Raw genomic sequence first — 11,113 nt, forward strand, 5'->3', positions numbered from 1 at the left:
CCGCCGCGGGCGGAGGAGCCCGGCCCGCCCGGCCTCCCCCGCCCGCGCTACCGGAGTCGTCGCAGCCGGAGGCCGCGAGGCCGCGGGTGCGCCGGGTGCGGCCGCTGCCGGCGAGCAGGGCCGACACCGCCTGGTCGGCGGACTCCTCGGCGAGGCGTTCCTGGAGCCGGTTGTCCGCCGTGAGCAGCTGCTCCTCCTCCCACGGCTCGTCCAGGGTGATCGCCCGCAGCAGCGCCCAGTCGGACGGGCACTGCTCGACGAACTGCGCGCATCGGGCGCGGGCCCCGTCCGAGGCTCACCCGGGACGCCGCCAGGGCGGGATTCCCGGAGTGGGTGGAGGTGCGCGAGGGCGACCTCGCCGACCCGGCCTTCCGGGCGACCGCCCTCGACGGGGTGCGCTCGCTGTTCCTGGTGTCGCGGATCGGCTCCGATGCCGGCGTCCTCGGCGCCGCCCGACAGGCGGGCGTCGAGCACGTGGTGCTGGTGTCCTCCATCACCGTGCGGACGCATCCGCACCTGGGCTCGGCCCGCGAGAACGCGGCCGTCGAGCGGCTCACCGGAACCGCCGCCCGGCCGTTCCACCACTGGGTCTTCGAGCACCTCGCCGCCTTCCGCTGAGTGCTGAACGCCATGCCCCGACAGCGCCCCGGCACGGCTGGCCGATTCCGTTCGCTCGCGACCGGCGGTGGGTCGCGGCCGGAGGGCCGTCCGGAGCAGACTGGCCGGTGCACCGGAGTTCCGACCGCAGGGGGCAGGCATGTCCGTACGATTCGGCAGGCGCACGGCAGTTGGCAGGTTCAGGACCGCGATCGGCGCACTCGTCGTCGCCCTGGCGGCGGGAGCGGCGGTGACCCTGCCCGTGACGCAGGCGCAGGCGGCCGGTCCCAAGGCCGCCAAGGTGGTCTACCTGACCTTCGACGACGGCCCCAGCCCCGCCTACACGCCCAAGGTCCTGGCGACGCTCTCCCGCTCCGGGGTGCGCGCGACCTTCTTCGAGATCGGGCAGAACGTCGCCGCCCACCCCTCGGTGACCGCCCAGGTCGCCCGACAGGGCCACAGCGTGCAGAACCACACCTGGTCGCACCCGGACCTGCGCAAGCTCTCCGCCTCCGCGCTCAACGCCCAGGTGGCCGACACCGACCGGGCCATCCGCGCGCAGACCGGCCGCACCCCGAGCTGCCTGCGCCCGCCGTACGGCGCGGTCAACGGCACGGTGCGCTCGAAGGCCTCGGCGCTCGGCAAGCAGGTGGTGCTCTGGTCGGTGGACCCGGCGGACTGGTCCCGCCCCGGCACGGCCGCCATCCGCTCGCGGGTGCTGGACAACGTCCGCCCCGGATCGGTCATCCTGCTGCACGACGGCGGCGGGGACCGCAGCCAGACCGTGGCCGCACTGCCGACGATCATCTCCACGCTCAAGGCGCGCGGCTACACCTTCGCCACGCTCTGCGGCTGAGCCCGTTCGGCGGTAGCGGGCGCGGCGGACAACCCGGTTGATCAGCCTCTCGGGTGACTCGTAGGCTGACCGGACGAACCGGAGAGGCGCCATGACGACGATCACCACCCCCATCACCGAGGACCTCCTCCTCGGACACCTCGACGTCGAGCGCACCCGCCGTGGCCTGCTGCCGCACCGGCTGCCCGCCGGCGCCCGCCGACGCATCCCGGACGAACAGCTCGCGATGGCCGAGTCCCAGCCCTCCGGCGTCCGACTGGCATTCCGTACCCGCGCCACCACGATCACGCTGCACGCCGTCCCCACCAAGCGGGCCTACCCGGGCGTCCCGAACGTCCCGGACGGCGTCTACGACCTCCTGGTGGACGGCCGCCTCACCGCGCGGGCCGGCGTCCCCGGCGGCAACCTGCGCACCGTCGACCTGTCCACCGGCCGCGTCGAACTGGCCGAAGGCCCGCCCGGCAGCGCCCACTTCACCGGCCTGCCGGAGCGGGACAAGACCGTCGAGATCTGGCTCCCGCACACCGAGACCACCGAACTGATCGCCCTCGACACCGACGCCCCGATCGAGCCGACCCCGAGCGGCACCCGCAAACGCTGGCTGCACCACGGCAGTTCGATCAGCCACGGCTCCAACGCGACGCACCCGACCGGCACTTGGCCCGCCCTGGTGGCCAACGGCGCGGGGCTGGACCTGACCAACCTCGGCTTCGGCGGCGGCGCCCTGCTCGACCCCTTCATCGCCCGCACCATCCGCGACACCCCCGCGGACCTGATCAGCCTCAAGCTCGGCATCAACCTGGTGAACAGCGACCTGATGCGGCTGCGGGCCTTCACTCCGGCCGTCCACGGCTTCCTGGACACCATCCGCGACGGCCACCCGGCCACACCGCTGCTGGTGGTCTCCCCGCTGCTCTGCCCCGTCCACGAGGACACCCCGGGCCCGCTCGCCGCCGACTTCAGTGACGGCACCCTGCGCTTCCGGGCCACCGGAGACCCCGCCGAGCGCGCCGCCGGCCGCCTCACGCTCACCGTCATCCGGGCGGAACTGGCCCGGATCGTCGCCGACCGACAGGCCGAGGGTGACCGGGAGTTGCACTACCTGGACGGCCTGTCGCTCTACGGCCCGCCCGACCACGACGCCCACCCGCTGCCCGACGGCCTCCACCCCTCCCCAGAGGCCCACCGGCTCATCGCGTCGCGCTTCGCCGAACTGGCCTGCGCCCGGCTCGGCCTGCTGGGCCCCTGGGCGCCGTCCTGCGGGTGAGGCCGCCGAGTACCAGGGCGGCCAGGCTGACGAGCAGTAGCGGCACCAGGGCGCCGAGGCCCGCCGGACTGCGCGGCCCGTCGAAGACCAGCCGCGTCCCGGCGACGGCCAGCAGTGCGGTGCCGACGGCCGTACCGGCGGCGAACCCCGCCGCGTACCGCAGCCCGCGCCGGAACCGGCGGGCGGCGAACGCCCAGGCCGAGACCGCCAGTGCGGCGGCGACGAAGATCAGGAGCGCGGACAACCCCCGGACGAGGCCGTCGACTTGGGCGGTCTCCGCCTCGGCGGCGCCCCACTCCTCCCGGGGCGGCAGCGAGCTCCCGGTCGGTGGGCGCATCGCGATCGCGTAGAACGGCGCGCCACCCCACAGCGCCGCCCCGAGCCGCATCAGCCGCGCCGGCGCCGCAGCCGTCCTCGCTGCCGGGCTCACGTCGTCGACAGGTGCGGGCACGGTCGGGCTCCCGGTGGCGCGGCGGCGAGTACGGGTCGAGCCTCGCGGAGCGCGCCCGCCGGCGCATGAGTACGGGTACTCATCGCGGTATGGGGAGGCCACACCGGCATCGCCATGGTCCACCAAGTCGAGTGCACCGACCCGTTCGCGTTCGGCACCGCCTTCAAGCGAACCCACGGAGGTCGCCGGATTCCAGCCGTGCACACGCCGTACGGGTCGGCCCGCCCCCCGAGCTCCGCCGCAAGGGCCGGGTCGTGGTGGCGGGCCGCCGCACGAGGCGCCCAGGGCGCCGGGTGGGTCAGTTGAGGGCGCTGAGCGCGGCCTCGTAGTTCGGCTCGTCGGCGATCTCGGCGACGAGTTCGGTGTGCAGGACGGTGTCGTTCTCGTCCAGGACGACGACGGCGCGGGCGGTCAGTCCGGCCAGCGGGCCGTCGGCGATCGCCACGCCGTAGGTGTCGTGGAAGTCCCGGCCGCGCAGGGTGGAGAGGGTCTTGACGTTGTCCAGGCCCTCGGAGCCGCAGAAGCGGGCCTGCGCGAACGGCAGGTCGGCCGACACGCACAGCACCACGGTGTTGTCGAGCGAGGCGGCCTTGGCGTTGAACGTGCGCACCGAGGTCGCGCAGGTCGGGGTGTCGATGCTGGGGAAGATGTTCAGGACCTTGCGCCGACCCGCGAAGTCCTTGAGCGACACGTCCGCGAGCCCCTCGCCGACGAGGGTGAAGCCGGGCGCCTGGCTGCCGGCGGTCGGCAGCGTGCCGCCGACCTGCACCGGGTTCCCCTTCAGCGTGACCTGAGCCATGGAAAGCCTCCTACCAACGGTATACGGGATGTAACGCCGCCGATCCTACTGCCCGCCCCCGGCCCCTCCGTGAGACGGCTTCGAGACGGCTTGGAGACGGCTTGGACGCGGCCTCGCTGTGCGCGGTCGCGGTCTCAGGGGGCGCCCGGGGCGGGGGCGTGGTGCCAGGTGGTCTCGTAGTGGGCCAGGTGTCCGTCGTCGGCCCATTGGCGCATTCCGCCGGCGGTCAGGACGCGGCGGGAGGCGGTGTTGTGCAGGTGGGTGTCGGCCAGGACGCGTCGGGCCCCGGCGCGGCGGGCATGGGCGAGCAGGGCCCGCAGGGCTTCGGAGGCGTAGCCGTGGCCGCGGGCGGCGGGGATCAGGCCGTAGCCGACGGTGACGGTGCCCTGGTCGTCGGCGGGGCCGTGGAAGCCGGCGCCGCCGATGGCGAGGCCGTCCTCGCGGCGGCGGATCTCGTAGGCGCCGTACGGGCCGCTGCCGCCTTGCGCGCACACGTCGAGGAAGCGGCGGGCGCCGGCGATGTCCGCGGGTGCCGGGTAGCCTCGCGCCCACAGCCCGTCCGGGCCGTTCGCGTCCGGGGTGCCCGAGGCGCCTGTGCCGTCGTCGGCGGCGGCGGTGATGCCCCGGGCCAGGGCCGGGGTGAGCGGGTGCAGGACGAGTCGGGCCGTCACGAGGCCCTCCCCGCCCGCGCGAAAGCCCGTCCCCGCCGAGCTGTCCGTGCCTGTACCGGTGTCGTCGTCCATGCCCGCTGTCCTAGCAGAGCGCCCCGCCGCCGCGCACCCGGATTTCCCACCGGACGGTCGGGCACCCGGGCGCCGGGCAGTGCCGCGCGGGCAGTGCCGCGCTGTGCCGCGTTCACAGGGTGAAGTGCACTCCCGTGAGTTCCTGGGACAGGTCCCACAGGCGTCGTCCGGTTTCGGCGTCGCGCGCTCGTGCGGCGGGTTCCAGGCGCTTCGGGGCTCCGCGGAGTTCGCCGATCCCGCCGGGCCCGTAGAGTTCTCCGCCGCGCACTCCGGGGGCGGTGGCCGCGTGGAGTTGGGACAGGGCCCCGCGCTCGGGGGATTGGGCGAGCGGGCGCAGCAGGTGCCCGAAGAGCAGTCGCACGGCGTGGACGGAGCCGGTGCCGGGGAGCGCGGTGGCGGCATAGCCGGGGTGGGCGAGGACGCTGCGCACGGGGTGGGCGGCGGCGGTCAGACGGCGGTGGAGTTCGAGGGCGAAGACGGCGTTGGCGAGTTTGGAGCGGTTGTAGTGGCCCATGGGGGAGTAGGGGTGCTGGTCGGGGTTGCGGAGGTCGAGGCTGGCGCGGCGGTGGTTGACGGAGGTGACGGTGACCACGCGGGGGTCGTGGCCGTGGGCGAGCAGGTCGATCAGGTGGGCGGTGAGGGCGAAGTGGCCGAGGTGGTTGACGGCGAACTGGAGCTCGTGGCCCTGCGGGGTGAGGGTGTGCGGGGGTGCCATGACGCCGGCGTTGTTGATCAGGACGTCGGGGTGGACGCCGTCGGCGCGCAGGCCCTTGGCGAAGGTGTGGACGGAGTGGGGGTCGGACAGCTCCAGGTGGCGCACTTCGACCGGGGCGCAGGGGTGTAAGGCGGTCAGACGGGCGGCGGCGTGGCGGCCCTTGGCCTCGTCGCGTACGGCGAGGACGACGCGGGCGCCGCGGCGGGCGAGGGCGGTGGTGGTGGCCAGGCCCAGGCCGCTGCTGGCGCCGGTGATGACGAACACCCGCCCGGCGAGGTCGGGTTCGGCGCCGGGAGCGGTGTCGGGGGTGGTCGGGTTGCTTGGGTTCATGCGGCTCACGCTGCCCTGCGTGTCACCAAGTGTCAAGCCTGACGTCTCGTGACATGCATGGCGCGTGGGCTACGATGGGTCGGTGATCTCCCCACCCGTGCCCACCCTGGCCCAGCGCAAGCGTCAGCTCGTCGCCGACGAGCTGACCAGTTGTGCGCTGGACCTGTTGGCGGAGCGGGGTTTCGAGGCCGTCACGGTGGACGAGATCGCCACGGCCGCGGGGGTGTCCAAGCGGACGTTCTTCCGCTACTTCGCGTCCAAGGAGGACGTGGTCGTCCAGTTCCTGACCGCGCTCGGTGCCGCCATGCGCGAGGAGCTGGCCCGCCGTCCGGCCTCGGAGGCGCCGTCGGTGGCGTTGCGGCACGCGGTGTGGCGGTGCGTGGAGGACTGTGCCGGCCATGAGGGGCGGGCGCGCAAGGTGGTGCGGCTGATCCTGACCACGCCCGCCCTGCTGGCCCGTTTCCTGGAGCGCCAGGCGCAGTGGCGTGACGAGCTCGCCGTCGAGCTGGCGGGCCGCCTGGGGCTGGACGCCGTGCGTGAGCTGTATCCGCGGCTGGCCGCGGACATGGCCCTGTCGGCCTTCCACGAGGTGCTTCAGCGCTGGAGCGCGGCCGGCAGCCGTGGCGGCACCGGCGACGGTGGTGGCGCTGGCGGTGGCGCGGTGGATATCGCCGTTCTGACGGACGACTGCTTCGCCGTCATCGCCCCGGCCCTGGACGCCGTGGTGCGCACCGGCGTCTGACCCTCGGCAGACCGCACCCGCCGTCGGGGTGCGCACCCCGACGGCGGGTAGGGCCTGGGCTTCGGTGGGTCAGTTGAAGACGAGCACGTCGGTGCGCATGGGCAGGGGGCTGTTCCACCCGATGTTGATCTTGAAGGTCACGACGCCGTTGCCGGGGGCGATGCTGGAGATCTGGAAGGGCGCGGCGCCGACGAACCGGTTGCCGTTGGAGTCGATCTCGCTGGCGGTGATGACGACCGTCGAGTCGATGCCGATGACGTTCCAGGGCAGCTGGAGGTTGAAGGTCCCGTTGCCCGGGGACCAGGTCCACCAGGCCCGCCACACGGCACCGACGTTGCCGCCGATGTCCGCGAGGCTCGCGGTGTGGCCGGAGGGCTGCGAGCTGTGCGCGATCTGCGGCACCTGGCTGGCGGACGGTTCGACTGCGGTCATGGCGGCTCTCCTTGCGCCGGGAGGGCCCCGTAGGCCCTCCGGATACCCAGAGTGTCCGCCGTTGTGCGCAGCGTCACAATCACTCGTGCGAGTGAACCATCGGCGCGTCACCGCACTACCCGCGCCGCTGTCCCGTAGTCTCGCGCGCCACCCGGCGCGTACGGCCGTCGCCCGCCGCCCGGCACGCCCGCTCCCTGTCCGGCGCGCACCCTCCCCGGCTGTCCGGCGCCGCCCCTCATTTGATGCGCAAGCAGCGGCTTGCCTAAGGTGGGGCGGTGACGGATGACGGTGTGTGGAAGGCGCTGGCGGATCCCACCCGCCGCCTGATCCTGGACGAGCTGGCCGAGTGTGACGGGCAGTCGCTGTCCGGGATCTGCGCGCGGTTGGCGAGGCGGCACGCGCTGGGCCATTCCCGGCAGGCGGTCAGCCAGCACCTGGCGGTGCTGGAGGCCGCGGGTCTGGTGTGGGTGCGCCGCGAGGGTCGCTACCGCTTCCACGACCTGAACACCGCGCCGCTGGAGCACATCGCCGTGCGCTGGCTCAGGCCCGACCTGTCCGGCGACGCCCCCTGAGGCTCCGGCCCGCCTTGACACCCCATGACGTATCTAGAATATTGGATGCGTCCCCGAGGGGGCGGACGGCGAGAGGAGCGTGCGCGATGGACCTTGACCCGCTGGCCGTGCACAAGGCGCTCGCCAACCCGGCGCGTGCGGACTTCCTGCGCTGGCTCAAGACGCCCGAGCGCTACTTCGACGAGGCGTACTACCGCGAGCGCGGTGTCGGCTTCCACATCGGCGTGTGCGTCACCGACATCCGGGAACGGTCGGGACTGGCCCAGTCGGTCGTCTCCGGCTACCTCCAGATCCTGCGCGAGGCGGGACTGCTGGTGTCCGAACGCGTCGGCAAGTGGACCTTCTACCGGCGCAACGAGGAGACCATCGCCGCCTTCGCCGCGTACGTGCGCGACGAACTCTGACACCATTCCTCCCCGTGGGGGCGTCCCGATGGGCGCCCCTTTCCTTTCGCTCCAACGCATCTAATTATCTAGATTTGTCTATCCCATGGAGGTCGTCGTGCCACGCACCGCTGCCACCCCGAGCGCCCTGGCCATACCGGTCCTGGCTCTGGGCGTGTTCGGCATCATCACCACCGAGATGGGCGTCGTCGGCGTCCTTCCGGCCCTCGCCGAGCGACTGCACACCACCCCGGCCACCGCCGGCACCCTGATCAGCGCCTTCGCCCTCACCGTCGCCGCCACCGGCCCCGTCGGCGTGCTCCTGGCATCCCGGTGGCGCCGAAAGACCGTCCTGGCCACGGCACTTGCCGTCTTCGCCGCCGCCAACGCCGTCTACGCGCTCGCCGACTCCTTCCCCCTCGTCCTGGCCTGGCGGATCCTGCCCGCCCTGTTCCACCCCGTCTTCTTCGCCCTCGCCCTGACCGCCGCCACCCGCCTGGCCGCACCCGGCAAGGCCGCGCGCGCCGCCACCACCGTCTTCGCCGGCGTCAGCGCCGGCTTCGCGTTCGGCGTCCCCCTCACCTCCTTCCTCGCCGACCGCCTCTCACCACCCGCCGCGTTCTGGTGCGCGGCCGGCGTCAACCTCCTCGCCTGCTTCGGCGTCCTCGCGTTCTTCCCCGACCTCCCGGAAACACAAAAGCCCACCTACGGCGGACAGTTGGGAATCCTGCGGCGAAGCCGGCTGTGGCTGGCGATCGCGGCCGTCACCCTGGTGTTCGCCGCGATGTTCAGCGGCTACGGCTACATCGCCGAATACCTGGAGACCACCACCGGCCTCAGCGCCCGCCTCACCGGCCCCGCCCTGATGGCCTTCGGCATCGTCATGACCGCCGGCAACACCGTCTTCGGCCGCCTGCTGGAACGCGCCCCGGCCCGCACCATCACCGCCTACCCGCTCCTCTACCTCGCCCTCTACCTCCTCCTCGACGCCGTCGGCCCCCACCCCCTGCCCATGCTCGCCGCCGTCCTCCTCTGGGGCGCCGTCCACTCCGGGGGCCTGGCCGTGGCCCAGTCCCACCTCGCCCGCGACGCCACCGACGCCCCCGAGTTCGGCAACAGCCTCTTCATCTCCTTCTCCAACCTCGGCATCACCCTGGGCACCGCCCTGGGTGGCGCCGTCGTCACCACGGCCGGCCCCCGCCACCTCCCCCTGGCCGGCGCCGCCCTCGCCACAGCCGCCCTGGCGGCCGTCCTCCTCCGACGCCGCCTGGGCCCTGACCCTCGCCTCGACCGGCCTTAGCTGTCTTCCGCCTCCTGGTCGCCTTGTCGGTCCTCGGCCCGCGCCCCCGCGGTGTGTTGGGTTTCGGTGTTGGTGGCGGTGAGGATGGCGGTGAGGAGGCCGGGGAAGCGTTGTTCGAGTTCTTGGGTGCGGAGGGTGTTCATTTTGGTGGTGCCTTTGTAGTACTGGCGGAGGAGTCCTGCTTGGCGCAGGACGGTGAAGTGGTGGCTGGTGGTCGATCGTCCTACGGGGAGGTGGATGGAGCCGCAGCTGAGGTGGGTTGTGGAGTGCGCGAGTGTGTGGATCACAGTTCGGCGGGCGGGGTCGGCGAGTGCTTCGAGGACTTGTTGGATGCTCACGTCTTCGATGTCGGGGTGCGCGATCACTCGTGTTGTCGGGTGCGTTCGTCCCATGCCTGCCGCCTCTTCCTCGTGTTCGGCCCCCGTGTGTGTGGTGGTCAAAGTCCGCGTGGTGTGCGTGACTTGACGAGTGTGACGCTACTACGTCCGCCCTGCCCGCTATGACCGTCGTGCCGCCTGCCCGCCCCGCCTTGTTGCCGTGCCGGTCGTTTGTGTCGTGTTGTGGTGTTTATGGGTGGTTGTGTTCGGCGGTGTTGTTGTCGTGGGTTGTTGGTGTGGTCTCTGGGTTGTCTGTGGTGGGGGTTGGGGGTCAGGGGTTCTGTGGGCAGGGGGGTTGGTGGTGGTGGGGGTGGGGGCAGGTGATGATGGCGTAGGAGACGTATTGGCTGGTGTTGGGGTACCAGCCCCAGGCGATGTCGGAGCCGGCGGTTTGGCCGAGGGTTTGGCGTAGGTGTGCCAGCCGTGTCTGGTTGCTGGTGCCGTATGAATCCGGGAAGGGGTGTTGTTCGAGTTCGCCGGCCATCCATGCGACCGCGTCGTCGATGGTGTGGAAGGTGTTGCGGATCAGTCGCGGTGGTTTCTTCAGCCAGTTCCTGATCTCCATGGGCGGGAATTCGTCGCCGGGGCCTTTGGACTCCGTCCTCTCGCGTCCGACCCATCCGTACGCGTGCCAGTGCCGTGCCATGAACGTCCCCTCCGCTGTGTGCCGGGCCCCCTCCCTGGGGCTGTTCCGGCCTGCTGTGTGGTTCAACGAGCGGGCGGGGAAGGCGTTTTGGGTGGGCGCGGCATCTGTCCGTGCCTGGCCGCCGTGCTGCTTCGGCGCGTGGCGGCTCGCGGTCCGTGGCACGGCCCTGGGGGGAGCTGTCGCGCTCCTGAGGGGGAGAAGCGCGGGTGGTCGCGCGATGGTCCTGTGGGTGGTGTTCGTGGTTGCGGTTCATGGGCCGCTGCTCCGCAGGGGCCAGGGGCGGTGCCGAATTGCCGGTGGAGTTCCGGTGGCGGCGGGGTCCGGTGTGGCGGGGGCGATGCCACCCCCGCCCCGGTTTGGGGGTGTGATGGGGGTCAGGTGTGGTCGGTGGGGTCGGCGAAGGCGAGCGCGAGGCCGTAAGTGCGGCCCTGCCCGCGCTGCGCCGGGTCGCCGAGGGCCTGCGCGCCCTGCCCGCCCCGCCTGTCCTGCCTGCCTCGCCCGATCCGCCCGGCCGCTTGTCGTGCCTGCTTCGAGCGAATGAGAGGGGGAGTGGTGAGCCCCCGCGCCCCCCGGCCCCCGCGGCCCCCCGTGGCCTTGCGGCCCCCGGCCTCCGCGGCCCTTGGCCCCCTGGCCCCCCGTGGCCTTGCGGCCCCCGGTCTCCCGGCCCCCCGTGGCCTTGCGGCCCCTGGCCCCCCGCGGCCCCTGGCCCCCCGTGGGCCCCCGGCCTCCCGGCTCCCCGGGCCCGCGGCCCCCGTGGCCCGTGGCCCCCCTGGCCCCCCGTGGCCTCCCGGTTCTGCGGTCCTGTGTGGGTTGGGGGGTTGGGGGGTTGGGGGTGTGTGGGTGGGGTTAGGGGGTGTGGATGGTTTGGCCTGGGGTGAGGATGTGGGTGGGGTCGTAGTGGTG

The 11,113-nt window shown here is 72.9% G+C and carries 13 protein-coding genes and 1 pseudogene; 7 read left to right on the forward strand and 7 right to left on the reverse strand.

The features are described from left to right. Window positions 1-187: 187 nt before the first annotated feature. The 3 genes and pseudogenes from QWJ13_RS19590 to QWJ13_RS19600 form a co-directional block, all read left to right on the forward strand. A pseudogene (locus QWJ13_RS19590) lies at window positions 188-555 on the forward strand (SDR family oxidoreductase); the annotation flags it as partial. Between the two features lie 202 nt (window positions 556-757). After that, window positions 758-1,453: a polysaccharide deacetylase family protein gene (locus QWJ13_RS19595; RefSeq protein ID WP_316525969.1), complete on the forward strand. Its 696-nt coding sequence runs from the start codon at window positions 758-760 to the stop codon at window positions 1,451-1,453. Window positions 1,454-1,544: 91 nt separating this feature from the next. Further along, the gene (locus tag QWJ13_RS19600) at window positions 1,545-2,720 is read left to right on the forward strand and encodes a GDSL-type esterase/lipase family protein (protein ID WP_316525970.1); all 1,176 of its coding nucleotides are present in this window, start codon (window positions 1,545-1,547) and stop codon (window positions 2,718-2,720) included. Here QWJ13_RS19600 and QWJ13_RS19605 read toward each other — a convergent pair. From QWJ13_RS19605 to QWJ13_RS19620, 4 genes are all read right to left on the reverse strand, one after another. After that, window positions 2,644-3,171 (reverse strand): hypothetical protein, encoded by a 528-nt coding sequence (locus tag QWJ13_RS19605; protein WP_316525972.1) that lies wholly within the window; start codon window positions 3,169-3,171, stop codon window positions 2,644-2,646. The genes QWJ13_RS19600 and QWJ13_RS19605 overlap by 77 nt on opposite strands. A 298-nt stretch (window positions 3,172-3,469) precedes the next feature. Beyond that, window positions 3,470-3,970, reverse strand: a complete 501-nt coding sequence (tpx, locus tag QWJ13_RS19610) for a thiol peroxidase (RefSeq protein ID WP_316525974.1) — start codon at window positions 3,968-3,970, stop codon at window positions 3,470-3,472. Between the two features lie 134 nt (window positions 3,971-4,104). Next, entirely contained in the window at window positions 4,105-4,641 is a 537-nt protein-coding gene (locus tag QWJ13_RS19615; RefSeq protein ID WP_316525975.1) for a GNAT family N-acetyltransferase, read from the reverse strand. A 184-nt stretch (window positions 4,642-4,825) separates the two neighbouring features. Then, the gene (locus QWJ13_RS19620) at window positions 4,826-5,758 is read right to left on the reverse strand and encodes an oxidoreductase (protein WP_316525977.1); all 933 of its coding nucleotides are present in this window, start codon (window positions 5,756-5,758) and stop codon (window positions 4,826-4,828) included. Window positions 5,759-5,843: 85 nt separating this feature from the next. Here QWJ13_RS19620 and QWJ13_RS19625 point away from each other — a divergent pair, with 85 nt between their 5' ends. Further along, complete coding sequence (locus tag QWJ13_RS19625; protein WP_316526033.1) at window positions 5,844-6,500, forward strand: TetR family transcriptional regulator; 657 nt, start codon at window positions 5,844-5,846, stop codon at window positions 6,498-6,500. A 69-nt stretch (window positions 6,501-6,569) separates the two neighbouring features. Here the strand turns inward: QWJ13_RS19625 and QWJ13_RS19630 are convergent, their stop codons facing one another. Next, entirely contained in the window at window positions 6,570-6,932 is a 363-nt protein-coding gene (locus QWJ13_RS19630) for a hypothetical protein (protein ID WP_316525978.1), read from the reverse strand. Window positions 6,933-7,207: 275 nt separating this feature from the next. Between QWJ13_RS19630 and QWJ13_RS19635 the strand changes: the two genes are divergently transcribed. The 3 genes from QWJ13_RS19635 to QWJ13_RS19645 all read left to right on the forward strand — a co-directional run bounded on the left by QWJ13_RS19635 (window position 7,208) and on the right by QWJ13_RS19645 (window position 9,187). Beyond that, window positions 7,208-7,504 (forward strand): ArsR/SmtB family transcription factor, encoded by a 297-nt coding sequence (locus tag QWJ13_RS19635; RefSeq protein ID WP_316525979.1) that lies wholly within the window; start codon window positions 7,208-7,210, stop codon window positions 7,502-7,504. An 86-nt stretch (window positions 7,505-7,590) separates the two neighbouring features. Continuing rightward, window positions 7,591-7,908, forward strand: a complete 318-nt coding sequence (locus QWJ13_RS19640) for an ArsR/SmtB family transcription factor (protein WP_316525980.1) — start codon at window positions 7,591-7,593, stop codon at window positions 7,906-7,908. A gap of 97 nt (window positions 7,909-8,005) precedes the next feature. Next, window positions 8,006-9,187, forward strand: coding sequence for an MFS transporter (locus QWJ13_RS19645; RefSeq protein ID WP_316525982.1), 1,182 nt, complete (start codon window positions 8,006-8,008; stop codon window positions 9,185-9,187). On the opposite strand, the gene QWJ13_RS19650 is transcribed toward QWJ13_RS19645, so the two are convergent. Both QWJ13_RS19650 and QWJ13_RS19655 read right to left on the reverse strand, forming a co-directional pair. Further along, window positions 9,184-9,627 (reverse strand): ArsR/SmtB family transcription factor, encoded by a 444-nt coding sequence (locus QWJ13_RS19650; RefSeq protein ID WP_316525983.1) that lies wholly within the window; start codon window positions 9,625-9,627, stop codon window positions 9,184-9,186. The genes QWJ13_RS19645 and QWJ13_RS19650 overlap by 4 nt on opposite strands. Window positions 9,628-9,835: 208 nt before the next feature. Continuing rightward, the gene (locus QWJ13_RS19655) at window positions 9,836-10,129 is read right to left on the reverse strand and encodes a hypothetical protein (protein WP_316525984.1); all 294 of its coding nucleotides are present in this window, start codon (window positions 10,127-10,129) and stop codon (window positions 9,836-9,838) included. Window positions 10,130-11,113 lie beyond the last annotated feature (984 nt).

This window comes from Kitasatospora brasiliensis (genome assembly GCF_032654805.1).
In the GTDB taxonomy this organism is placed as follows: Bacteria; Actinomycetota; Actinomycetes; order Streptomycetales; family Streptomycetaceae; genus Kitasatospora; species Kitasatospora brasiliensis.